The sequence below is a fragment of the Tenacibaculum sp. AWR4_210 genome (assembly GCF_056160945.1).
The window spans coordinates 39571-61041 of the sequence record NZ_JBSWYF010000005.1 but is presented as its reverse complement, the minus strand read 5'-3'; the positions used below and the strand labels follow the sequence as shown (position 1 = coordinate 61041).

The 21471-nt window shown below is 40.0% G+C and carries 25 protein-coding genes and 1 tRNA gene; 6 read left to right on the top strand and 20 right to left on the bottom strand.

Annotated features, from left to right (window positions below; all coding sequences use genetic code 11):
• Positions 1-2 precede the first annotated feature (2 nt).
• From ACXAG7_RS10250 to ACXAG7_RS10235, 4 genes are read left to right on the top strand one after another with little or no spacing between them, the layout of a single operon-like run.
• Positions 3-1202, top strand: coding sequence for a molybdopterin molybdotransferase MoeA (locus tag ACXAG7_RS10250; RefSeq protein ID WP_476666749.1), 1200 nt, complete (start codon positions 3-5; stop codon positions 1200-1202).
• Between the two features lie 50 nt (positions 1203-1252).
• Positions 1253-1741, top strand: a complete 489-nt coding sequence (gene moaC / locus ACXAG7_RS10245; RefSeq protein ID WP_408045638.1) for a cyclic pyranopterin monophosphate synthase MoaC — start codon at positions 1253-1255, stop codon at positions 1739-1741.
• Positions 1722-2828 (top strand): NTP transferase domain-containing protein, encoded by a 1107-nt coding sequence (locus ACXAG7_RS10240; RefSeq protein WP_476666748.1) that lies wholly within the window; start codon positions 1722-1724, stop codon positions 2826-2828. Before moaC ends, ACXAG7_RS10240 begins: the two co-directional genes overlap by 20 nt.
• Before the next feature lie 2 nt (positions 2829-2830).
• Positions 2831-3247 carry a c-type cytochrome gene (locus ACXAG7_RS10235; RefSeq protein ID WP_476666747.1) on the top strand — a complete coding sequence of 139 codons (417 nt, stop codon included), beginning with the start codon at positions 2831-2833 and terminating at the stop codon, positions 3245-3247.
• A gap of 93 nt (positions 3248-3340) precedes the next feature.
• On the opposite strand, the gene ACXAG7_RS10230 is transcribed toward ACXAG7_RS10235, so the two are convergent.
• The 8 genes from ACXAG7_RS10230 to ACXAG7_RS10195 all read right to left on the bottom strand — a co-directional run bounded on the left by ACXAG7_RS10230 (position 3341) and on the right by ACXAG7_RS10195 (position 13336).
• Entirely contained in the window at positions 3341-3817 is a 477-nt protein-coding gene (locus ACXAG7_RS10230; RefSeq protein ID WP_408045641.1) for a hypothetical protein, read from the bottom strand.
• Positions 3818-3972: 155 nt separating this feature from the next.
• A tRNA-Ala gene (locus ACXAG7_RS10225) sits at positions 3973-4046 on the bottom strand.
• Between the two features lie 89 nt (positions 4047-4135).
• Entirely contained in the window at positions 4136-6415 is a 2280-nt protein-coding gene (gene katG, locus ACXAG7_RS10220; RefSeq protein WP_476666746.1) for a catalase/peroxidase HPI, read from the bottom strand.
• A 193-nt stretch (positions 6416-6608) separates the two neighbouring features.
• Entirely contained in the window at positions 6609-7049 is a 441-nt protein-coding gene (locus ACXAG7_RS10215) for a TerB family tellurite resistance protein (RefSeq protein WP_476666745.1), read from the bottom strand.
• A 43-nt stretch (positions 7050-7092) separates the two neighbouring features.
• Positions 7093-8514 carry a TolC family protein gene (locus tag ACXAG7_RS10210; RefSeq protein ID WP_476666744.1) on the bottom strand — a complete coding sequence of 474 codons (1422 nt, stop codon included), beginning with the start codon at positions 8512-8514 and terminating at the stop codon, positions 7093-7095.
• Between the two features lie 3 nt (positions 8515-8517).
• Complete coding sequence (locus ACXAG7_RS10205; protein WP_476666743.1) at positions 8518-11763, bottom strand: efflux RND transporter permease subunit; 3246 nt, start codon at positions 11761-11763, stop codon at positions 8518-8520.
• Positions 11764-11783: 20 nt separating this feature from the next.
• Positions 11784-12860, bottom strand: a complete 1077-nt coding sequence (locus ACXAG7_RS10200) for an efflux RND transporter periplasmic adaptor subunit (protein WP_408045646.1) — start codon at positions 12858-12860, stop codon at positions 11784-11786.
• Between the two features lie 92 nt (positions 12861-12952).
• Positions 12953-13336 carry a hypothetical protein gene (locus ACXAG7_RS10195; protein WP_408045647.1) on the bottom strand — a complete coding sequence of 128 codons (384 nt, stop codon included), beginning with the start codon at positions 13334-13336 and terminating at the stop codon, positions 12953-12955.
• Between the two features lie 145 nt (positions 13337-13481).
• Here ACXAG7_RS10195 and ACXAG7_RS10190 point away from each other — a divergent pair, with 145 nt between their 5' ends.
• The gene (locus ACXAG7_RS10190) at positions 13482-14009 is read left to right on the top strand and encodes a DUF2199 domain-containing protein (RefSeq protein ID WP_408045648.1); all 528 of its coding nucleotides are present in this window, start codon (positions 13482-13484) and stop codon (positions 14007-14009) included.
• Positions 14010-14124: 115 nt separating this feature from the next.
• Positions 14125-14850: a hypothetical protein gene (locus ACXAG7_RS10185; protein WP_476666742.1), complete on the top strand. Its 726-nt coding sequence runs from the start codon at positions 14125-14127 to the stop codon at positions 14848-14850.
• 99 nt (positions 14851-14949) lie between these two features.
• Here ACXAG7_RS10185 and ACXAG7_RS10180 read toward each other — a convergent pair whose 3' ends face one another.
• The 12 genes from ACXAG7_RS10180 to ACXAG7_RS10125 all read right to left on the bottom strand — a co-directional run bounded on the left by ACXAG7_RS10180 (position 14950) and on the right by ACXAG7_RS10125 (position 21442).
• Entirely contained in the window at positions 14950-17172 is a 2223-nt protein-coding gene (locus ACXAG7_RS10180) for a peptidase domain-containing ABC transporter (protein WP_476666741.1), read from the bottom strand.
• Positions 17147-18124, bottom strand: coding sequence for an SPASM domain-containing protein (locus ACXAG7_RS10175; protein ID WP_476666740.1), 978 nt, complete (start codon positions 18122-18124; stop codon positions 17147-17149). The genes ACXAG7_RS10180 and ACXAG7_RS10175 overlap by 26 nt, the downstream gene beginning before the upstream one ends.
• Positions 18108-18329: a hypothetical protein gene (locus tag ACXAG7_RS10170; protein ID WP_408045652.1), complete on the bottom strand. Its 222-nt coding sequence runs from the start codon at positions 18327-18329 to the stop codon at positions 18108-18110. Before ACXAG7_RS10170 ends, ACXAG7_RS10175 begins: the two co-directional genes overlap by 17 nt.
• A complete protein-coding gene (locus tag ACXAG7_RS10165) occupies positions 18319-19284 on the bottom strand; it encodes an ATP-grasp domain-containing protein (protein WP_476666739.1) in 966 nt (321 codons plus the stop codon). Before ACXAG7_RS10165 ends, ACXAG7_RS10170 begins: the two co-directional genes overlap by 11 nt.
• 3 nt (positions 19285-19287) lie before the next feature.
• On the bottom strand, positions 19288-19491 hold the full coding sequence (locus ACXAG7_RS10160) for a hypothetical protein (RefSeq protein ID WP_408045654.1): 204 nt from the start codon (positions 19489-19491) through the stop codon (positions 19288-19290).
• Positions 19492-19655: 164 nt separating this feature from the next.
• The gene (locus tag ACXAG7_RS10155) at positions 19656-19841 is read right to left on the bottom strand and encodes a hypothetical protein (protein ID WP_408045655.1); all 186 of its coding nucleotides are present in this window, start codon (positions 19839-19841) and stop codon (positions 19656-19658) included.
• Positions 19842-20190: 349 nt separating this feature from the next.
• A complete protein-coding gene (locus ACXAG7_RS10150) occupies positions 20191-20379 on the bottom strand; it encodes a hypothetical protein (protein WP_408045656.1) in 189 nt (62 codons plus the stop codon).
• A 37-nt stretch (positions 20380-20416) separates the two neighbouring features.
• Positions 20417-20590, bottom strand: a complete 174-nt coding sequence (locus ACXAG7_RS10145) for a hypothetical protein (protein ID WP_408045657.1) — start codon at positions 20588-20590, stop codon at positions 20417-20419.
• A 32-nt stretch (positions 20591-20622) separates the two neighbouring features.
• The gene (locus tag ACXAG7_RS10140) at positions 20623-20772 is read right to left on the bottom strand and encodes a hypothetical protein (RefSeq protein ID WP_408045658.1); all 150 of its coding nucleotides are present in this window, start codon (positions 20770-20772) and stop codon (positions 20623-20625) included.
• 3 nt (positions 20773-20775) lie between these two features.
• Entirely contained in the window at positions 20776-20940 is a 165-nt protein-coding gene (locus tag ACXAG7_RS10135) for a hypothetical protein (RefSeq protein WP_408045659.1), read from the bottom strand.
• An 84-nt stretch (positions 20941-21024) separates the two neighbouring features.
• Positions 21025-21192 (bottom strand): hypothetical protein, encoded by a 168-nt coding sequence (locus ACXAG7_RS10130; RefSeq protein WP_408045660.1) that lies wholly within the window; start codon positions 21190-21192, stop codon positions 21025-21027.
• Positions 21193-21268: 76 nt separating this feature from the next.
• Positions 21269-21442, bottom strand: coding sequence for a ComC/BlpC family leader-containing pheromone/bacteriocin (locus ACXAG7_RS10125; protein WP_408045661.1), 174 nt, complete (start codon positions 21440-21442; stop codon positions 21269-21271).
• Positions 21443-21471: the final 29 nt, after the last annotated feature.

The following is a 21471-nucleotide window of genomic DNA, read 5'->3' as shown; positions in this document are numbered from 1 at the left end:
ATATGATAACCGTAGCAGAAGCCAAAGAACTCATTTTACAACACCCCGGCGATTTCGGTACCGAATGCATTCCCTTAGCGCAAGCATTGGGACGGATTTTAAAGGAAGACATCTATGCCGATAGAGATTTCCCTCCCTTTAATCGCGTTGCTATGGATGGAATAGCCATCAATTACCGTTTTTTTCAATATGGGGTACGAGATTTTAAGATTGAAGGTATACAAGCCGCAGGAGCAGCTCAACAAACTTTAGAGAACGCAGCAAACTGCTATGAAGTCATGACTGGTGCCTGTTTACCTGCAAATACAGATACCGTTATTCGCTATGAAGATCTCGATATTCAAACACTGATGGCCAGTGTAAACCTCACAGAAATTAAAGAAGGACAAAACGTACATACCCAAGGATCAGACACCGAAAAAGACAGTCTGCTGATCGCAAAAGAAACGCGAATTACAGCCGCAGAAATCGGCGTGTTGGCAACTGTAGGAAAAGCAGTAGTGACAGTCGCTAAACTCCCTAAAGTTTTAATTGTTTCTACCGGTGATGAATTGGTCAATATTTCAGAACAACCCTTACCGCATCAAATACGCAAGAGTAATGTTCACAGCCTTGCAGCCCTTTTAGAAGCACATAGGATTCCCGTAACTCTCATCCATTTAAACGATGAAAAAGCTCAGATCACAGCAAGTATGAAACAGTACTTACAAGCGTACGATGCTATTTTGTGCAGTGGAGCAGTGAGCAAAGGTAAGTTCGATTACCTCCCTGAAGTTTTTGACGAGCTCGGTGTCCAAAAACTCTTCCACCGCGTAAGTCAACGCCCAGGAAAACCTTTTTGGATGGGAACCTACAAACAGTGTCGTATTTTTGCTTTCCCCGGAAACCCGGTATCTACCTATGTAAACTGCATGATGTATTTTACGCCATGGTACTATCAAACTACAGGTATTACGGTACCTGAAATCAGTGCAATTCTCACCGAAGAGGTCCACTTTAAACCGGCGTTAACGTATTTCTTACAAGTAGTGACCCATGTTGAAAATGGACAATTATTCGCCACTCCAGTAAAAGGAAATGGTTCAGGAGACTTGGCGAGTTTGGTTCAAGCAGACGGATTTATTTGCTTGCCTAAAAAGGAAGGCACAACCTATGCCAAAGGCAGCGTCTATACCTATGTAGGATACCGAACAATGTACTAGAAAACAACGCCATATACTTGGCTTTAAAACACAGCTAAAACCACAATATTTTGAGTAGTTTTTCACATATCAACGATAAAAATCATCCTAAAATGGTCAACGTTTCGGAAAAAAACATCACGAAACGAAGTGCAACAGCACAGGCGACCATGTATTTAGGAACATCGATTATTCAGCATTTTGAAAACGACGAATTAACCACGAAAAAAGGTCCCGTTTTTCAAACTGCTATCATCGCAGGAATTCAAGCAGTCAAGAAAACTTCTGAGCTTATTCCTATGTGTCATCCCCTGTTAATTAGCGGGGTCGACATCGACATCGACATCATCAGTACCACGCGTATTCGCGTGCTGTGTACCGTGAGTATCGAAGGTAAAACAGGAGTTGAAATGGAAGCTCTTACAGGAGCCTCTACTTGTTGTCTTACCATTTATGACATGTGCAAGGCACTGAGCCATGAACAGCGCATAGAAGAAATTAAACTACTGAAAAAAACGGGAGGAAAATCCGATTATCACTATGGAGAAAAAGCACACTAAACACACCAACCTTACACGTAAAGACAACGATCAATACGCACCTAACGAATTAGCTATAGTAGGAACCAAATGCGGCATCATCGCCGATTTAGTTTATGAGGTAAGTCAACGACTTTCTCAATACAACTTGGGGTATTTCGATGCTTCTCACGCAAAGGAAGTCACTCCGAATAGCTTGAGTGAATATACATTTCACCACGAAGGTAACCTAACCCTTACTACGCGAAGTACCATTAACCACTACGAACAACGCCTGCAATTTTACCATCACGACTTGGTCTTTATAAACGGAAATCACTATCCGGCGGCAAAGCAAATCATCATCCTTGACAAAAACAAAGAGGCCTCTATACAAAAGCGATTAGACCAATTTACAAACATTGAGTTCGTTATTAAATTAGATGACGAATCTGAATACTTTGATTGTTTAGTAGAACGATTTCCAACTATAAAAAATAGTACCTGCTATGCACTTGAAGATATCGAAGGCATCACAAACCATATAGAACGCCTCATTAAAGGAGCCATTGCTCCCGTTCAAGGACTGGTGTTGAGCGGCGGAAAAAGTACGCGAATGGGTACCGATAAAACAGTATTAGACTACCACGGGAAACCTCAAAAAGAATACGCTAAAGAACTCTTAGAAGCCTGTAATTTAACCAGCTTTTTTTCAGTTCAAAGCAATCGCAATGCTCATGATGAAATTCATGACACCTTTTTAAATCTAGGACCGTTTGGAGGCATCTGTTCCGCTTTTCAGAAAAATCCCAATACCGCGTGGTTGGTAATCGCGAGTGATTTGCCTTTTGTAAATAAAGAGCTCATTCAATTACTATTGGAAAAGAGGGATCCGAGTAAGGTGGCAACCGCGATTATTGGAACTGACAAACCTTTTCCAGAGCCTCTTATTTGTATTTACGAACCCAAAGCTTACGGAAAATTGTTACAATACCTAGCACAAGGGTACTCCTGTCCTCGAAAAATGCTCATCAATGCCGACGTTGCTCTCGTAACTGTAGATGAAAAATACATCCAAAATATCAACACTCCCGAAGAATACGAGCGAGCAAAACAAGCCTTAAGATAAACATGTCCATCAAGACCAAAATACTAATATCGTACTCTGTAGTATTCGCCACCTTGATTTTTATGGTGCTGTATTCTTTTATGCCGTCGGAAACAAGTTCAGTGGCCACCTGCGGCACTGAATTCATTGATAGTACCTTAGAAAATCCTAAAACAAAAGAAGGGAAAAAACTTTTTAAAGCACTTTGTGCAAGTTGCCATAAAGTATCAGAAAAACTCATCGGCCCTGCCTTGGGAAATCTCCAAATGCCTCCTGATATTTTCGGAGCATTTATTAGGGCTGAAGATTCCTTATTGCGACAGCAGCATCCACTTGCCTTACAAATAAATGTAGGTACCAATACCTTCAATTACAAGCATCAATTTAAAGATCTTACCCAACAAAACATCAAAAATCTCCTTGATTTTCTAAAAGATTAAGCACGATTAATACCAAAAAAAACCGAATTTCTTCGGTTTTTTTTATTTTTCGTAGCGACTTCCTGCTTTATAAAGAAGTAACTCTTTTAATCGCTATTGCATTTTAGTTTTGTACTTCTGAATTTCATCCCATGCTTCTTTTCTCCAATGGAAACTTACATAGGCTTCTGAAGCTGCTTCGTTTTGCTTAGGAACATACTCCGGTTGATTGGATACGTAAATAAACTTTTGTCCTAGCAAACTAAAAGTATCGTACTCTTCTGGTTGCATAACCTTCAGGCCAAATTTATTAATACGGTACACACCTATGGTTTTAATTTCGTGCCATTGCAATCCGCAATCTTTCATCAGGGTACGCTGTGTAATTCCCTTCCTTTCAATGCGAATTTTGGTCGACGTCCCAATAAAAATCAAGAGACCTACAAACAAAAATAATCCTCCTGAAACATAGAGAATATCTACTCTATCCGTTTTAAAATAATATCCCAACATCCCTATGGCTAAACACAGAAATAACACGTAAAATACAGCTAGATGTGGACTCTTAATATTAACCTTCGTAATTGTCATTTTAATGGTTTGTTCATTGCCTACGCAGCGACGTGCTCGGTAACTTCCCGGAGATACCGGCAAGGTCTAAGCCCCGGAATAATTCATGTTCACACTACTTCAACGGCAACAGTATTTATAAAAACAAAACCCCGAAAAATTTCGGGGTTCTTTTGTGGAGAAGGCGGGGCTCGAACCCGCGACCTTTTGACTGCCAGTCAAACACTCTAGCCAACTGAGCTACATCCCCAGTGTGAGACAAATATACAATTTGTAATAAAAAAACCACCTATACTGGCTATAATTTTCCAAGTACAGGTGGTTACCATTAAACTACTACTACTGTTTTATGTCAAATCGGTCAAGGTTCATTACTTTCTCCCATGCTTTGGCAAAGTCTTCCGCAAATTTTTGTTTTGCATCACTACTTGCATACACCTCAGCAATGGCGCGCAGCTCTGAATTTGAACCGAAAATTAAATCCGCTCTTGTGGCTGTCCATCTTTCTTTTTTCGTCTCTCTATCTTTTCCGATAAATACGACACCTTCCTCATCTTTAGGCTCCCAATAGGTTGCCATGTCTAACAAGTTCACAAAAAAGTCGTTCGACAATACTCCTGGAGTCTCGGTTAACACCCCTTCTTTAGCTTGCTTATAATTGGCATCTAATACGCGTAATCCTCCTACCAACACAGTCATTTCTGGTGCTGTCAATCCCAGTAATTGGGCTTTGTCTACCAATAACTCTTCGGTAGTTAAGGTGTACTTCTTTTTTTGATAATTTCTAAACCCATCGGCCATAGGTTCAAGCACTGCAAATGAAGCAACATCGGTTTGCGATTGCAAGGCATCCATACGTCCCGGTGTAAAGCCGACTGCTACATCATAGCCTCCTTTTTTTATTGCTGCCTCAACAGCCGCCGTTCCTCCGAGAACAATCAAATCGGCCATCGATGCAGGCGTATTCGCATTATTCGCATTAAACTTCTCTTGTACCGTTTTATAGGCTGCTAATACCTTTTTCAATTGCGCTGGGTTATTACTTTCCCAATCTACTTGAGGTGCTAACTGAATTCTCGCTCCATTGGCTCCTCCTCTTCTATCAGATCCTCGATACGACGCTGCTGATGCCCACGCTGTTTCGATCATTTGATTGGCAGGAATTCCAGCATTTAGCAAGGCTTTCTTTAACTGTACTACCGCAGCTTTATCAATACTCTTGTGAGTAGCCACCGGAATAGGGTCTTGCCAAATAAAATCTTCTTTCGGTACTTCGGGCCCCAAATAGGTTGTTTTAGGTCCCATATCTCTGTGCGTTAACTTAAACCAAGCTCTAGCAAAGGCTTTATCAAAAGCCAAAGGTTCGTTTAAAAATTTCTCACATACTTTTTTATAGGCCGGATCAAACTTCAGTGCCAAATCAGAAGTCAACATGGTTGGACGGTGTCGTTTATTTTTATCAAAAGCATCAGGGAATACCTCTCCTACATCTTTTGCTACCCACTGATGAGCTCCAGCAGGACTTTTGGTCAATTCCCATTCGTTATCAAATAAGGTATTCAAAAATGCGTGACTCCATCGCGTAGGTGTCGGGGTCCATATTACTTCCAATCCTGAAGTAATTGCATCCTTTCCTTTACCTGACTTGTACGAGCTTTTCCATCCCAGTCCTTGTTCTTCTATACCAGCTGCTTCTGGTGAAGCTCCAACCTTGTCTGCAGGTCCTGCGCCATGGGTTTTACCAAAGGTATGTCCACCGGCAATTAACGCTACTGTTTCCTCATCATTCATTCCCATTCTTCCGAAAGAAATACGAATATTTTTTGCCGAAGCAACAGGGTCTGGATTTCCATTCGGTCCTTCTGGATTTACGTATATCAATCCCATTTGCACTGCTGCTAACGGATTTTCAAGCTCTAAATCCAATTCTCCTTTCTCATTCAAACGCCTACTCTCTAACCAACCTTTTTCCGATCCCCAATACACGTCTTCTTGTGGTACCCATACATCTTCTCTACCTCCAGCAAACCCTATAGTTTGTAAGCCCATAGATTCAATAGCGACGTTTCCTGCCAAAATCATTAAATCGGCCCACGAAATTTTCTGTCCGTACTTTTGTTTAATTGGCCATAACAGTCTTCTCGCTTTGTCCAAATTACCATTATCGGGCCAGCTATTCTGTGGTGCAAAACGCTGCAGCCCCATTCGAGTTCCTCCTCTACCATCTCCTGTTCTATAAGTACCTGCACTGTGCCATGACATTCTGATAAACAAAGGGCCATAATGTCCGTAATCGGCAGGCCACCAATCTTGAGAAGTTGTCATCACTTTTGTTAAATCTTTTTTCAACTGCTGATAATCCAAGCTAGCAAAGGCTTCTTTATAAGAAAAGTTCTTTTGCAATGGATTTACCAGATTCGAATTTTGAGCCAACACCTCTAAATTGAGTTTGTTAGGCCACCAATCCTTATTTTTTTGCCCACGTGTGGCTTGTTCTTTTTGATGTCCCTTATCGAAACCGAAAGGACATGCTCCTTTTTCCTTCTGATCACCATCATGACCCGAAGAACAGGAAACCGCTAACGCTGTTACTGCTGCTAGAAGAATCGTTTTTTTCATTGGTAAACTTTTAATTGATTTACCACAAAACTAAATATAGAATTATTATAGTTTGTATTTTAACAATAGATAATTCTTATTTCAAAATAAGTGATTTTGGTTCTTCTCTTCAGGGATCTCAAAAGAAGGTGAGAGAGTCCTAAGGACATCCTTAGACCTCTCTGCACCTTCAACCACCAAAAACAAATAAAAATCAATTGTTTTCTTTCAATCCCTTTTCTTGTAGTAACAAGTATTCGTCAAAGCGTACTTTTTTTCCAAAAACTCGGATAGAGCAGGCAATAACTTTCGCTGCTTCCTCTTCGGTAAACCCAAGTCCTATAGCGTACTTAAACACTGCCGCTTCTTCCTCACGATCCATATCATGGTCGCTGTAAATCATTTGAAACAACTCGTACAAATACTCTAAACGCTCTAACTTAAATGCTACACTGGGTAACGGATAAGCATCGATATGCTCCAAAATATACGCTACCTGATCTTCAGCTATGCTCAGTTTTCTCGCAAACTTCACTAACATCTCTCGTTCCGTGGTATTGATAGCCCCGTCAACCAAGGCCATTTTCACGAGTATCGCAAAGTGTAGTACATTTTTCTTTTGCGCCTGTGATTCAAATAAATCTGATACTGACATGATTGCAAATTTTAGTTAAACATCATTTTATATTCAATGGCCATTACTTCCATCCACCTCCCAGAGCTTTGTATACCGAAACTCTGGCTACGAACTGTTCTTTTTTAGTTTCAACCAGCGCCATTTTTGATTCCAAGGCGTCTCGTTGCGTGAGCAGTACTTCCATATAATCAGCGCGCGCTGATTGGTACAATTTATTAGCAATTCCTATCGATTGGGTCAAGGCTAGTACCTGTTTGCTTTGAAGTTGATAACTCTGCGCTAAATTCTCCACCTTTGCCAGCTGGTTTTCGACTTCCAAAAAGGCTTTTAGCAGTGTTTTTTCATAGTCAAACACACGTGCTAATTGTTCGGAAGATGCAGAACTATAAGCTGCCTTAATAGCATTTCTGTTTATTAATGGCCCCACCAAGTCTGCTCCTAATCGATATACCAGTGCTCCTGGTGTTTGCGTCAAAAATTGAGAATTGAAAGCCTGCAGCCCCACGCCTGCTTTCAACCCTAAACTCGGATAAAAACGTGCTCTGGCAACTTTGACATTGAGCTTTGCAGCAGCCAATTCGTATTCTGCCTTGCGAACATCAGGTCTGTTGCGCAACAAACTCGCCGGTAGGCCCGCGTGTACCGGAAGCAACTTCCTCCTTAAAAAGTCATCGGTATTTCTAGAAATCACTTGTTGCTTGCGCCCTATCAAAAAGTTTAAAGCATTCTCTACCTCAACAATACGCTGTTTCAAATCGTATTTTTCACTTTTGTTTTTCAGTACTTCCGCTTCAAATCGCTTCACGGCCAAATTCGTGGCTCTCGCTGCCTTCTTTTGCAGACGAACAACCTCAAGTGCTGCCCCTTGAATTCGTAAGTTTTGATTGATAATCTCCAATTTGGTGTCTAAAGCAACTAATTCAAAATAATTCTCGGCTATTTCCGCTACCAGCTGTGTCATCATAAAATTCCTTCCTTCCACGGTGGCTAAGTACTCCATGACCGCAGCCTTTTTAGCGGAACGCAATTTTTTCCAAATATCCAATTCCCAGCTCGCCTCAAGTCCAAGCCCCAAGTTTCCCAAGGGGTCGGGAAATGGTTTCCCTTCCAACTCTAGCTGTTCTTCTACAGCTCCATTTCGAGTGTATCGGCTCGATTTTTCGAGTTCTGCTCCAGCACGGTACCCTACAAAAGGCAAGTATTCTCCTTTGCGCGCCTTGATTTCATTTTTCGCAATGGATATACGCTGCCAAAGGACATTGAGCTCTTGATTGTTCGAAAGTGCCTCTGTTATCAATCCTTTTAAATGGGGATCGTCAAAAAAATCAGTCCAGGGAATACTGGCTGAATTCAGACTGTCTTGCTGTTGAACCGCGTAGGACGCCGGCATTTCTCTTCGTACTTCTCTCACTTTTTTTACAGGAGTACAAGCTCCGATGAACGCGATAGAAGCCACCAATAATCGTATCACTACTCTTTTCATAATCTACTTACTTTGAGGTTTTTTACCGATGAATTTCGCCAACAATTCACGGAGTTGTTTCAATTGACGTTGCGTACTTGTCAGCTCTTCTGAAGCTCTCATAAACTCTTCCGAAATGGGTTCTGAAGATTCGTCTTTGATGAGTCCTCGACCCTCGGCTAGCTTACCAAATATTACATATAAACCTGGAATGATGAGTACTCCAATAAAGGTTCCTACTAGCATTCCCCCCATGGCTGAACCACCTATGGTTCGGTTTCCTACGGCTCCTGCTCCAGAAGCAATTACCAAGGGGATCAATCCGGCAATAAAAGCAAATGACGTCATGAGTATAGGGCGAAATCTCATTTTTGCCCCTTCTATCGCAGCGGCGACTACGGTCGCTCCTTCTCTTCGTCGCTGGACGGCAAATTCAACGATTAACACCGCATTTTTACCGAGCAATCCGACGAGCATGATCAAACCAATTTGAGCGTATACATCATTGGCCAAGCCCATTAGTTTCAGTAATAACATGGATCCGAAAATTCCGACAGGTAAGGATAAAATTACCGCTAGCGGTAGTAAAAAACTCTCGTATTGAGCCGCCAATACCAAATACACAAAAATGAGTACGACTGCAAAGATGTACAGCGATTCACTACCTCTTTGGGCTTCGTCATACGACAGCCCTTCCCAAGCAATATCATAACCTCTGGGCAGTTTTTCAGCCGCGACCTCTTTGATTGCTTGTATTGCATCACCACTAGTATATCCAGGAGCTGGTAGCCCGCGAATAGCTGCCGAATTATACAGGTTGTAACGAGTAATTTCATTGGGGCCTAAGTCCTTTTTAATTTTCATAAAAGAAGAATACGGAACCATTTTACCCAGTTCATTTTTTACAAAGAGCTTTCCTAAATCTGATGGCAATCTGCGGTATTCAGGTGCCGCTTGGGTATACACTTTAAAAAAGCGTCCAAAACGGATAAAACCTTGCTCATAGGTACTCCCTATCAGTATGTTGAGGTTTTCCATGGCTTTTCCGATAGAAACTCCCTTTTGCATCGCTACCTTATTATTAATTTCCAGCTTGTATTGCGGATAATTGGCTGCGAAAAAAGTAAAGAGTCCAGTAAGCTCCTTACGTTGTCCCAGTGCCTCCATAAATTCGTTGTTTATCTTCTCAAACTCGTGGTAATCCGTTTCGTCTGTCTTATCTAACAAACGCATTGAAAATCCACCAGAAGAACCAAATCCAGGTACTGCGGGAGGTTCAAAAAATTCAATAATAGCTCCTAGGTTCTTACTCTCCTCTTCCAAAGTTTCCATAACCTCGTGAACACTGTGTTTTCGCTGCGACCAAGGTTTTAAATTAATCAAACAGGTCCCGGCATTCGAACCTCTTCCTTCGGTCATAATCTCATACCCCGCCAGAGAAGAAACTGAAGCGACATCGTCCAATTCTTCACAGAGGTCTTGTAACTTTTTAGCTACTGCATTGGTGCGTTCCAAGGTAGCTCCAGGCGGTGTTTGAATAATCGCATAAATCGTTCCTTGGTCTTCATTCGGAATAAACCCAGCTGGTAATACCTCATTGGTCGTGTAAATTCCGATACAAAAAGCAATGAGTATACCAAAGGTCACTGTTCTTCTATTAACTATGTGGTTTAGGAAGGTAACATAACGTCCTGTAAGCTTTTCAAATTTTGAATTGAACGCATCAATAAAGCGATTTACAAGTGATTTGCGTCGTGGCTTTCCGTGGTTGTTTTTTAAAATCATGGCGCAAAGCACCGGGGTTAAGGTAAGGGCAACTACCGCCGAAATAATAATGGCTCCTGCCATCGTAATAGAGAATTGACGGTAAAAAACTCCTACCGGACCTGTCATAAATGAAATGGGGATAAACACGGATACCATGACTAGGGTAATGGCGATAATGGCTCCACCTATTTCACCTACTACCTGTTTTACGGACTCATAAGGAGACAGCCCTGTTGTTTCCATTTTAGCATGGACAGCCTCGACCACCACAATGGCATCGTCGACCACAATTCCGATGGCCAACACCAGTGCAAAGAGTGTAATTAAATTGATTGACAGTCCAAAAAACTGCATGACAAAAAAGGCACCAATCAAAGACACAGGCACTGCTATAATAGGAATTAAAGTCGATCGTAAGTCCCCCAAAAACAAGAATACTACAATGGCAACCAGTACAAAAGCATCTCGTAGGGTGTGAATTACCTGCTCTATGGAAGCATCGAGAAAGTTCGACACATCATAACTAATTTTGTAATCGATACCCGGTGGAAAATCTCCTTTTAATTCTTGCAGTTTATCTTTGACCGCATCGATAACCTCACTTGCATTACTACCAAAGGTTTGCTTTAACACCAACGAAGCAGAAGGCTTGCCGTCTAAGTTAGAATAGATATCAAAAAATTCACTTCCCAACTCCACATCGGCGATGTCTTTGAGCTTAACGAGTTCCCCTTCTTCGTTGGCCTTGATAATAATATCTTCATACTGCTTGGCCTCTTTATAACGACCTTCATAGGTCAATACATACTCTAAAGACTGTGCTGTTTTCCCGGAACTTCGTCCCAGTCGACCGGGGCGCGCAATGATACTCTGCTCCTGCATGGCTTCCAACACTTCTTCAGCAGCGATGTTGTAAGCTCTCATTCTGTCGGGTTTTAGCCAAACGCGCATGGCGTATTTTCTACTTCCCAGAATTTTAGCCCTTGCAATTCCTTTAATACGTTGTAATTCGGGTACTAACTTTGTATAGGCATAATTGTACAGGAATTTCTCATCGTTGCTCTTGTTTTCACTAAAGAGATTTACATACATGAGCATACTCGGTTGAATAGGCGTAATAATTACACCTTCACGTTGCACTAAAGTTGGCAATAGGGGCATCACGCGATCCACTCTGGTTTTCACGCGAACCACGGCTTGGTTAGGATCCGTACCTGGTTCAAAGATTACGCGCAGCGTTCCTTCACCTGCTGAGGTAGCATCGGAAGCGATATAGCGCATTCCTTGTACACCATTGATGGCAGTTTCTAGAGGAATCAAGGTCGATTTTACCAATACATCAGCACTTGCTCCTGGATAGGCTATAAATATATTTACGGTTGTCGGGGCTATCTGAGGAAACTGTGCAATGGATAATTTATTAATCGACAACAATCCTGTAAACACCGTTACAATTGAAATTACAATTGCCAATACGGGACGTTTAATGAATTTACTAAACATGTTCTTTCGTTTTAAGGTGATTACTCAGCGTATAAATCCAGTGACGTAAGCACCTTAGCTGGTGCGGTATACTGCTGTTCTATTTTTTGTCCATCGCGCACGAGGCGAAGGCCGTCTAGCAAAATGCGATCGGTTGTTGTCAGTCCTTTAGAAACGACAAAAAGATGTGGCAACTCGGCGCCAATCTGTACTTCTTTTTGATGTACTGTCCCCTCTTTGCTCACTACAAACACATAGGTTTTATCGAGTACTTCAAAGGTGGCTTTCTGCGGAATAAGCAAGGCATTATTCAGGGGGATCTTCATCAAGATACTTCCGGTTTCTCCGTGCCTCAACAAGCCTTTTGGATTCGGAAAAGTAGCTCTAAAAGCGATGTTTCCAGTTTCGTTGTTAAACTCTCCCTCTATGGTTTTTACCACCCCTTCCTGATCAAATACTTGATTGTTGGCCATGAGCAAGGATACGTTGCGTTGTCGTTCTCTTTGATCGGAGTTCATAAAATCGAGATACTCCGCTTCTGGAACATTGAAATACACCCACATTTTACTATTATCAGATAGCGTTGTCAGCAATTCACCTTCGTCTAACAAGCTCCCTTTACGCGCTTCCAATCGGTTCATAATTCCGGGAAAAGGCGCGTAAATATCCGTGAATTTCAAATGTGTTTTAGCCAAGTTCAAAACGGCTTTTGCTTTGCTAAATTTAGCTTTTGACAATGCCAGCTCATTGGGAGAAACGACGTCACTGTCGGCCAACAGTTGCGTGTTTTTAAGTTCGATATCTGCAATAGAAGCCTCGGCTTTGGCCCTCCCTACTTCTGCTTGGTATACGCTAGGCATGATTTTAAACATGGGTTGCCCCTTGCGTAATTTTTGTCCTTCGTCTACAAAAACGCTTTGTAAGTATCCTTTTTCTAGTGCTCTAATTTCTATATGCCTAATGGCGTGAATTTGACAAACGTAATCTTTTGTAATCGCAGTATCTTTAAGTATCGGGTTGGTAACTAGGTGTTTTGAATGTTCGTGCTTTTTTTTCTCATGTTGATTGCAGCGTACGCACAAGACGCAAGCAACCAGCAACAATGCTAAGTGTTTCATTGTTCGTGTTTTTAATTCTGTATTTGATGTTTATTGAGTTCAGATTCGTACGGCAAAAGCGGTACTACTTCAAGTATGGGAAACTCAGTACATCACAGTCTAAAAACTTCGTAAAAAAGGTATAAGTGATTCCCTTTTGACACTAGAGGCCACTGCTCATCACCACTGTCAAAAATAAGGAGAAGGCTCCCAAAATCGGTGCCTGAAAAAAATGAGCTCGTCGCCAACAGCTTTTTGGGCTGTGTATTTTCTTCTTCTTCAAGATCTTCTTCAACTTCCGCAAACAAAGGCTCGTCCTCAGTATCCGTCGTATTTTGGATACTCGTCGGGAATACTTCCGTTTCTGAAAAAACAAGTTCAAATGGGGTATTAGTAGCCTCGGCTGCTTGTATAGCAGTTGAGTTTCCTATGAGTTGAAACCCGAGTAACAATAAGAGTATTGTTATGACTACCCTATGTTGGTTTTTACCAAACATACTTGCAAAGGTAAAACTACTGCCTCGATCCGATTGTCAACGACCTATAAAGTTTTGTTAAAAAAAAATTATCTTTACGCTAATCACTATTAAAAAAACACTCTTGAGTTCCCCCCTACAAACTCGAGTTAAGAAGCTATTACACATGTTTTGGAACAAAAAAAACAGTACTAAAGTACCTAAATTTACCTGTTCATCCTGCGGGGAACTCCACGAGCAATGGCCAGCATTAGCCTTTGATGCTCCTATTCATTACTTTAATCTACCTGAAGAACACAAAGAAAATGCCGCCCAAATCGATGCCGATTTCTGCAAAATTCAATTTCGTGATTCGCAGCAATTTTTTATCCGAGGGGTATTGATACAAGAAGTTACTGATGCCTGCGACCATTTGGAATACGGCGTTTGGGTATCATTGAGTGAAAAGAGCTTTCTCAACTACTATGAAAATTTCCGAAATGAAGGACACGAAACCGTCTACTTCGGTTGGTTGAGTAATGAAATTGCCGAATACCAAAATACCTCTGCCATTCCTTGTAATGTCGTTACCCAACTCGGTAATAAACGCCCTCATATTATTCCTCATCAGAGTTTTGAACATCCGTTTATCCACGATTACTACAACGGAATATCAAAACAAGAGGTACTGCAAAGAATTCAAGGAATGAGGTAGGTTTTCTTAACAAACTTTAGGAAACTCGTCCTTAGATCCGGCAAACCTTAACATTTCAATAGCAGTTCTCTCTGGAGAATTCAAGTAGTTTTGGAGCAACCAAACAGGATCGTCTATGAAAAGTTGTTGTCTCTATTTTTGCCTGCTCGTGTTCAGCGTATGCCATGCTCAAAAAAAAATTACTGGGCGTGTTTACGGACCTTCAAAAGTAGCTCCCTTTGTAAAAATTACCAATGGTACTACCGAAGAGGTTTCCTTTTCCAATGTATTGGGCGATTTTTACCTACGTGCAAACCTGGGAGATAGCTTGCATTTTGAATCCAATTTCTACGAAAAACAAAGCGTTTTAATTGATAGAGAAAAATACAACGCTTCCTTTGTTGTGCAATTAAAAGAGCGCAATAACCAGCTGGAAGAAGTAATTATCACCAATGAAAAATCGGTAAAAAAATTCAATGCAAAAGAGTTTAATACCGACCTCACCACGATGATAGCAGAGGACATAAAAAGAAATCCAAATGCCTATCGAAATACGGCCAACAGCACGCCTATACTCCTCGATGCGGTTAATTTTGTAGGCTCGCTATTTAAAAAGAAAGCAAAAGCTCGTGAATTCATCAACTACGATGAATTTACTGCTCTGTTTACCGACAATGCCTTTTTTAATGAATCTTTACTCTGTACTACTCTCGGTATTCCCGAACACCAGCATTCCCTGTTTTTCGAATTTTGTGAGGGCCAGCAAATCCATCTTCGCTATTTAAAACCAGAAAACAAATTTCACCTTTTGGATATACTCGTAAAAAACAGTCAGCTATTTTTGAAAAGAACTCGTGAATAACAGTCTTTATCTCTGGTGGTCTGGTTACCCCAGTAAGGGGAGTACTGCCGTTGTCAAGTAGCAAACCGTGCTAGTACTCCATTGCTGAGTTTCGTCGTATTAATTACCTAATTCTAATTGGTTTTTTACCAAATGGAAGTAACTTCCTTTTTCCGCAACCAATCCGACATGTGATCCTTCTTCGATTACTTCTCCATTTTTCAAAACGATGATTTTATCTGCATTTTTTACCGTACTCAAACGGTGAGCAATAATAATAACCGTCCTATTCTTGAAAAATTCTTGGAGATTGTCGTGAATAATTTTTTCATTTTCAGCGTCTAATGCTGAGGTAGCCTCGTCTAAAATAATGATCTCGGGATCTTTATACATGGCTCTGGCAATGAGTATGCGCTGCACCTGCCCCTTGCTTAAGCCCAAGCCGTTTTCACCGATTTTTGTCAATTCTTTTTGTGGCAATCGATCGATGAATTCTTGACTATTTGAAAGCTGGATGGCTTTTAAAAAACGCTCCTCATCATACTCCGATCCTAAGGTTATATTACCGACTACAGAATCGGAAAAAATATATCCTTCCTGAAAAACCACACTGATGAGATCTCTCCATTTTTCAGGTTTGATAGCGTCGATGTTTTCACCTTTGTATCTGATTTCTCCGTCTAATAACTGGTAGTACTTAAGCAATAATTTAATGATCGTGGTTTTACCACTACCGCTCGTACCTACAATTGCAGTTACCTTATTCAACGGAAATTCTATATTGAGACTATCGAATAGTGAAGGCGAGTTAGGCCCCAGGTACGAGTAGTTCGCATTGACAAACTGAATGGCATTGGTACTTACAATGTGTTGTTCCTCTTCTCTGCTGTTGATATACTTATCAAACATTTGCTCTTCGTCTTTTTTTCTGTACACATCCGACAATCTATCGATGCTAATAGAAGCGTCTTGATACGAGTACAAATAGGCGATAAAGCCTTCGACAGGTAGCGTGAGCTGGCCAATGATAAAAGAAATACTTAACAGCGCTCCGAAAGTTAGCTGCTGGTCAATAACCAAATAGGCTATATACCCCATAATCGCAGTATTTTTCAATTGAGAAAGATAGTTAACCCCAATGCTCTGTTTTAACTCGAGCAACATATTAGCCTTGTTTAATCGGAATAAATTTTGCTCGGTTTTTTGCCATTGTTCCGTTTTGTAGTTGGTAGCATTGTTAATTTTTAAATCGGAAATTCCATTGACTATTTCGTAGAGTATGTTTTTGTTTTCCGTTTCAATTTCAAAGCGTTTGTAATCGATGTACTTTCGTTGGTTTTGAAATTTGTACACCCATACTATAGAGATGACGGACACCCCCACAAAAAATGCAAAGACGGGAATCGAGTAACTTAACAACAGTGTAGAATAGATCAAAAAGACAATAATTGATACTAAAAATTGTAGTGAATGGTTCGAAAAGAATTCTTCAATTCTACTGTGATCATCTACCCGAAGCATGATATCTGTTGTCAACTTGCTATCGAAAAATGACAAGGGCATGGTAATCAATTTCTTCAAAAAATCAGAAATCAACTGAATGCTCAACTTCGTATTGACATTTAAAAAGATCCACCCCTGAAAAAATTCGAGTAGGTTGGTACTCGTATAAAGGATAAGCTGGGCTAGGAGCAGGTATACTACAAAGCGAATATTGTTATTGCTAATTCCGTCATCGACCAAGCTTTCATTGATTAGCGGGTAAAAAATACTGATTCCAGCAATGAGTAAGAGCAGCACTAACAACAACAAGAATTTCTTTTTGTACGGCTTTAAATAGGCTGTAAAATAACTGACTTTGTCAAACTCTTCTTCCACTCTAATTTCCTCGGTAGTAAAGGAAGTTCCGGGTTCTAACAAGAGTGCTACTCCTTTTTCGTTAGCATCACGTTTCCAAAATTTGTAAAAATCTTCTCTGCTCAATTTTAGTTTTCCAAAACCGGGATCTGCGATGATAATTTCATCGTTCTTGGTCGTTCCTAAATACACGACGTAGTGGTTGTCTTTCCAGTGTAAGATACAGGGCCTTGGAGCCTCAAAAAGCAATTGATTTACAGAGAGCTTTACCGGAACGGTATCGAGTCCAATAGAATTCGCTGCATTGATTAAATCAGCAAAATTTACTCCGTTTTTATTGATATAGCACAGTTCGCGTAAACTGTGAATATCGACCTTTTTCCCATAATATTTGGCGATCATTCTCAAACAAGTAGGTCCACAATCTGCGGACTCTAATTGTTTGAAATACGGGAATTTTTTATATGATAATTTTGTAGTTCCCATCGTTAATTTTTTCTAAATCATTCGTAATAACATAGTTGTACCTCAACTCACTGTCTCTCACCTCTTCGATTTGATCGTGGGTTACCTTCCAAAACTCTTGAAATGCTTCAGTAGCAACCACTTCTCGTATGCTTTGTCGGTGAAGATTTCCGAAAACGGCTTTGTTTTTAATACAGTTCTTAAGGTCTCCTTTAGCCGTGATGGCTACTTTTTTATTGTAGTACGGGTTAAACTGTTGTGCCTCGTGGAAATACTCAATGTTATTTACTAAAAACTTGCGATTGACATTGGCTTTGGTAATTTCTTCTAGCGTTTGCTCTATGTAAAAAGTTTGGTGTTCATCTTTTTCTATAAGTCTGTTAAACTTACTATTGTAAAAGATGGCACAATCGATTACTGGATACTGTTTTACCAAATCGAGGATTTGTTTTGACATCGCTTTGGATTCGTAAGGGAGGTATACTCTTGCACTGCGCAATACCGAACTGGTACAATAGTCCAATATGCGTTTGAATGTCGGAATGTCTTCTTCTGTAAGCTTTGTGAATCGGAATTCGATAAATTTGACAAATAGCCTGTCTAACTGCTGCAACACATCGAGAATATCATACTGCTCAAACCCGTATTCGACCATCGCATTGTTTATTACCTCTGGACTGCACCAGCTGTTTTCTATCGGAACAAAATTATCTTTTGACGCTGTAAAAAAAGCAAAGCCTTTTTCTAATAAAAACGCTACATACGAATCAAAAATTTCCGCATCTGCTGAGAACTGTTCTTTCACCTTTTCAAAGGTATCTTTCTGGAGCATTCCTATCACGGCTGCCATTTCATTGGGAATGAACTTAATCTTTCCTTTCTGAAAATCACAAATAATGCTTTTTTCTTTACCCTGTATTACTTTACAGAAACTAAAGAGTACTAAAAAGTTGCTGTTAGATTGAGTCATCATCAATTAAAAAATTTGAAATTGGTTTATGAGCGTTGTATACCATGTAGTTATTACTGAAGTGCTTGGTACTTTTGCTGTACAAACTCCCTACGTACAATTCTCCTATACTGTTGGTTACTTCTCCTTCCATTTTTTTATACGTGATAGGAAGGTGGGCTAGTTCTGCTTCTGTAAATACAGATTTTTTCTTTTCTTTATTCATCATATTGTATCAACCATTTAGCGATTTTCTCTTCTAGATTATAGTTACATCTGTAGCCTGGAGCACTAAACTGCCCTACAGGATTGATTTCTAACATTACGTATTCACCACTTTTCGTTTTTATAATATCAAGTGAACCCGTATTGAGATTTATAGACTTCATAAAAGCGTCTAGTTCTCGTTCGTAGGCTTCCGGTAACTGGTAAGGTACCCAGTTGATAGCCTCAGATTCGTAGTTTAGTTTAACGTCTACGACATTGCTTTCTTTTTCGGTAATGATAATGGCAGTAGCATAAAACTTTCCATCCAGGTAAAAAACACGAATTTCAAAATCCGTATCTACGCATTCCTGAAACAGGGTTAAAACAAACTTTTCAGGAAGCTCTTCTATATTCTCTTTGTTTACTTTCTGGGTGTAAATACTATAGGTGTATTCACCGTCAATAAAGTAGGAACTGTGTCGAATAGGTTTGGTAATTAAATCGGCAGCGACCTCATTTTGAAAAGCAAGAACATCTTGTTTGTTATTGGTAATTATACTCTTAGGAGTCTTTACACCTTGCTGTTCTGCCATAAAAGAAACTTCGGGTTTTTCTAACCTAATTCCTTCGTTGTAGGGCATCCATTTTTTATCGGATAAGATTTTCTTTAAAAAGGATACGGCAACATCTACCTCATTTCGCAGTTCAAACAATGCCTGTTCACTGTGTTTCCCTTTGGGCAAATCAATCATGAGATCGGCCTCAAAGCGCCTGTACCAAACTACTTTGATTTCATCGGTGATGTCTTGGCCTTCTACAAAAATTCTACCTCTATTGATATCGATTTTAAAAGCCGTGTCTTTGCGAATCAGGTCCTGAATGGTAATTTTTACAAAATTTGCATCGTGATAGAGCAGCCAATCTATTACGGGATCGGTACCTTGCTCATAATGATCGAATGATAGTACTAAAATCATGTCTTAAATTTTAAAAGTGTCATTTTTAGTGGTATCCGTAGTGTTTGAACTCACTCGATTACTCCCTTTTTGTCCTGATTTTTTTCGCTTGCCTTCCGCCTTTTTAGCTTTGCCTTTTTTCTTCTTATCGGTATGAACTTGTCCCCCTATGACGTAAAAGGTCTCTTCTTTAGATAACTGTTCTAATTCTGTCAATTTAATTTTCATGATCTATTCGTTTTTTTACAAAGCTCTTCCCCCTACTTCCATAGCAATTTGTACTGCTCTCTGTGCTTTGCCTGTCGTTTTTATACCACTTACTATTCGTGATTGAGTACAGCAACAGTACACTTCTGTGCTCCCCCTATTTGCTCCTGTTGAACGGAGCCTTCTTAACTCACCCTTACTCTTGGTGTATCTTGGATGTGTGAATCGTTATTTTTTGTGTCATTGCACCCCAATTGCCCCTTTTTAACCGGTGTATTTGTATCGTGAACCACTGCTACATTTCCAGCGACAATAAAGTTTAACTGCTCTTCGTTTAAGGTTTCAAATTTTTCTAAATTCTTTAATTTCATCTTGATTTTTTTTTCTGATTAATACCTGTGTTTCTTCCCGTCGAATATGTTAGTTTCGCCTTGATTTCCTGTAATCCATGCATAGGTTTCCCTTACCGAGGTCCTAGGGGACCTCAATACTTGCGGTTTACTAGTATGTTTATCTGATCTTTATTCCTGTGTCGTCGGTAACTCCTTTTCGGTACCTCTAGTGTTTGTGAATACCTAGATCTTTACCATATGAGAAACGAAACCCAGTTGTTGCTGTTCACGGGAAGTGTTTGGAATCGATACGTACATCGAAAATTGCATGCAAAGGCTAAAAAAGTAATGACAGCAAGCGATTACCTTTTATCCCTAACTAAGCCTATTAGCGCAATACGGCCAAAGCTTCTTTATCTCTTTTTTTACTGCATCCTCCAGTATCTTTCTTATAACTATCTCTACTGGTAGAATCTTCCCAACATTCGCTTTCTACGGCTGCAAATGCTCCTCCAACAATGTATTGTAATTCTTGACTGTTCAATGATTCAAAAGAATCTAATTTTGTTAATTTCATAGTGTTTAATTTATTCGTTTATAATGAAGTAATTTGATTATTTAAGTGACATGATTTCTTTGTCCATTCCTCCTCCGTCTTGTCTAAGAGAATCGTTTCTGAGTGTGTCATGGCCACGTGTATGGTTATAGCTAAAACTAGCCCCCCCATTAACGAATACTAAATCTTCTTCGTTAATTTTTTCTATGTGCTTTAATGATGTTAATTTCATAGTCCTAAAATTTTAAATTTCCAGTGGTTGGATTAATTCATGGCATCTGTTTTCGATGAGTCCAACCTGTTGGTACTTGTGTAATCTCTCTTTTTCGATGGTGCATCAAAGCTTCCCCCTGAAACGATGCGAATCGTCTCTTTTGACAATACTTCAAATGACTGTAACGATGGTAACTTCATAACTTATTTTTTTCTGAATGGCGGAATACACCCCCCACCGTCAGAACGATCACTGTCGTTGTGGTTGATATCGTTTTTCTTTGATTCGGTTGTTGCCGTTCCTCCTGAGATAAAATACAACTCTTCGCTGTTAAGAATTATCTCATTTTTTAATGATTTTAATTTCATAATGTATATTTTTGTGATTAATGATTTTATTTCATTTTAAGTGCAAGGGTCAATACTATGGCCAGTACACCCTTCACTTTTTTCTCATCGCTGTACCGTGCGAATTTTAGGCGTCCCATCATCTGATTTAGAATCCTGACTCTTCGATGTTACATCTCCTTTTTTAGTATCCTCAAGGCTTGCCCCTCCCGTAATTAAATGAACGGTTTCCTCGTTGAGTACTTCAAATGTTTGCAGTGACTTTAATTCCATAGTAACTTACTTTTTCTTTAGGTTGCAAAGGAAAATGAAGAGAGCATATGCACATATCCTCTCTGTCATACCGTGTTTAACGAGCGAGTTCTAAACCGAAGTGATCGTTGCTAGCTGAATCTTGCTTTTCAGATTTTACATCCTTCTTTTTAGTGTCTTGTCCAGCTCCTCCTGTGATTACGTTTAAGGTTTCGTTGTTGAGTACTTCAAACTCGTTTAATCCTGGTAATTTCATATCTATTGGTTTCATCTTTTATGGTAATTTTTTTGGAGAGCGCC

Bases quoted from the DNA above. Each gene is read 5' to 3' on its own strand.
- ACXAG7_RS10175 (WP_476666740.1), bottom strand. From the start codon at position 18,124: ATGATGACTCAATCTAACAGCAACTTTTTAGTACTCTTTAGTTTCTGT.
- ACXAG7_RS10165 (WP_476666739.1), bottom strand. From the start codon at position 19,284: ATGATTTTAGTACTATCATTCGATCATTATGAGCAAGGTACCGATCCC.
- ACXAG7_RS10240 (WP_476666748.1), top strand. From the start codon at position 1,722: ATGGAGAAAAAGCACACTAAACACACCAACCTTACACGTAAAGACAAC.
- ACXAG7_RS10135 (WP_408045659.1), bottom strand. From the start codon at position 20,940: ATGAAATTAAAATCATTAAAAAATGAGATAATTCTTAACAGCGAAGAG.
- ACXAG7_RS10150 (WP_408045656.1), bottom strand. From the start codon at position 20,379: ATGAAATTAACAAAATTAGATTCTTTTGAATCATTGAACAGTCAAGAA.
- ACXAG7_RS10170 (WP_408045652.1), bottom strand. From the start codon at position 18,329: ATGATGAATAAAGAAAAGAAAAAATCTGTATTTACAGAAGCAGAACTA.
- ACXAG7_RS10180 (WP_476666741.1), bottom strand. From the start codon at position 17,172: ATGGGAACTACAAAATTATCATATAAAAAATTCCCGTATTTCAAACAA.
- ACXAG7_RS10210 (WP_476666744.1), bottom strand. From the start codon at position 8,514: ATGAAAAGAGTAGTGATACGATTATTGGTGGCTTCTATCGCGTTCATC.
- ACXAG7_RS10155 (WP_408045655.1), bottom strand. From the start codon at position 19,841: ATGAAATTAAAGAATTTAGAAAAATTTGAAACCTTAAACGAAGAGCAG.
- ACXAG7_RS10125 (WP_408045661.1), bottom strand. From the start codon at position 21,442: ATGAAACCAATAGATATGAAATTACCAGGATTAAACGAGTTTGAAGTA.
- ACXAG7_RS10130 (WP_408045660.1), bottom strand. From the start codon at position 21,192: ATGGAATTAAAGTCACTGCAAACATTTGAAGTACTCAACGAGGAAACC.
- ACXAG7_RS10185 (WP_476666742.1), top strand. From the start codon at position 14,125: ATGAAAAGTTGTTGTCTCTATTTTTGCCTGCTCGTGTTCAGCGTATGC.
- ACXAG7_RS10215 (WP_476666745.1), bottom strand. From the start codon at position 7,049: ATGTCAGTATCAGATTTATTTGAATCACAGGCGCAAAAGAAAAATGTA.
- ACXAG7_RS10235 (WP_476666747.1), top strand. From the start codon at position 2,831: ATGTCCATCAAGACCAAAATACTAATATCGTACTCTGTAGTATTCGCC.
- ACXAG7_RS10195 (WP_408045647.1), bottom strand. From the start codon at position 13,336: ATGTTTGGTAAAAACCAACATAGGGTAGTCATAACAATACTCTTATTG.
- ACXAG7_RS10230 (WP_408045641.1), bottom strand. From the start codon at position 3,817: ATGACAATTACGAAGGTTAATATTAAGAGTCCACATCTAGCTGTATTT.
- katG (WP_476666746.1), bottom strand. From the start codon at position 6,415: ATGAAAAAAACGATTCTTCTAGCAGCAGTAACAGCGTTAGCGGTTTCC.
- ACXAG7_RS10205 (WP_476666743.1), bottom strand. From the start codon at position 11,763: ATGTTTAGTAAATTCATTAAACGTCCCGTATTGGCAATTGTAATTTCA.
- ACXAG7_RS10140 (WP_408045658.1), bottom strand. From the start codon at position 20,772: ATGAAGTTACCATCGTTACAGTCATTTGAAGTATTGTCAAAAGAGACG.
- ACXAG7_RS10250 (WP_476666749.1), top strand. From the start codon at position 3: ATGATAACCGTAGCAGAAGCCAAAGAACTCATTTTACAACACCCCGGC.
- ACXAG7_RS10190 (WP_408045648.1), top strand. From the start codon at position 13,482: ATGTTTTGGAACAAAAAAAACAGTACTAAAGTACCTAAATTTACCTGT.
- ACXAG7_RS10145 (WP_408045657.1), bottom strand. From the start codon at position 20,590: ATGAAATTAACATCATTAAAGCACATAGAAAAAATTAACGAAGAAGAT.
- ACXAG7_RS10200 (WP_408045646.1), bottom strand. From the start codon at position 12,860: ATGAAACACTTAGCATTGTTGCTGGTTGCTTGCGTCTTGTGCGTACGC.
- ACXAG7_RS10160 (WP_408045654.1), bottom strand. From the start codon at position 19,491: ATGAAAATTAAATTGACAGAATTAGAACAGTTATCTAAAGAAGAGACC.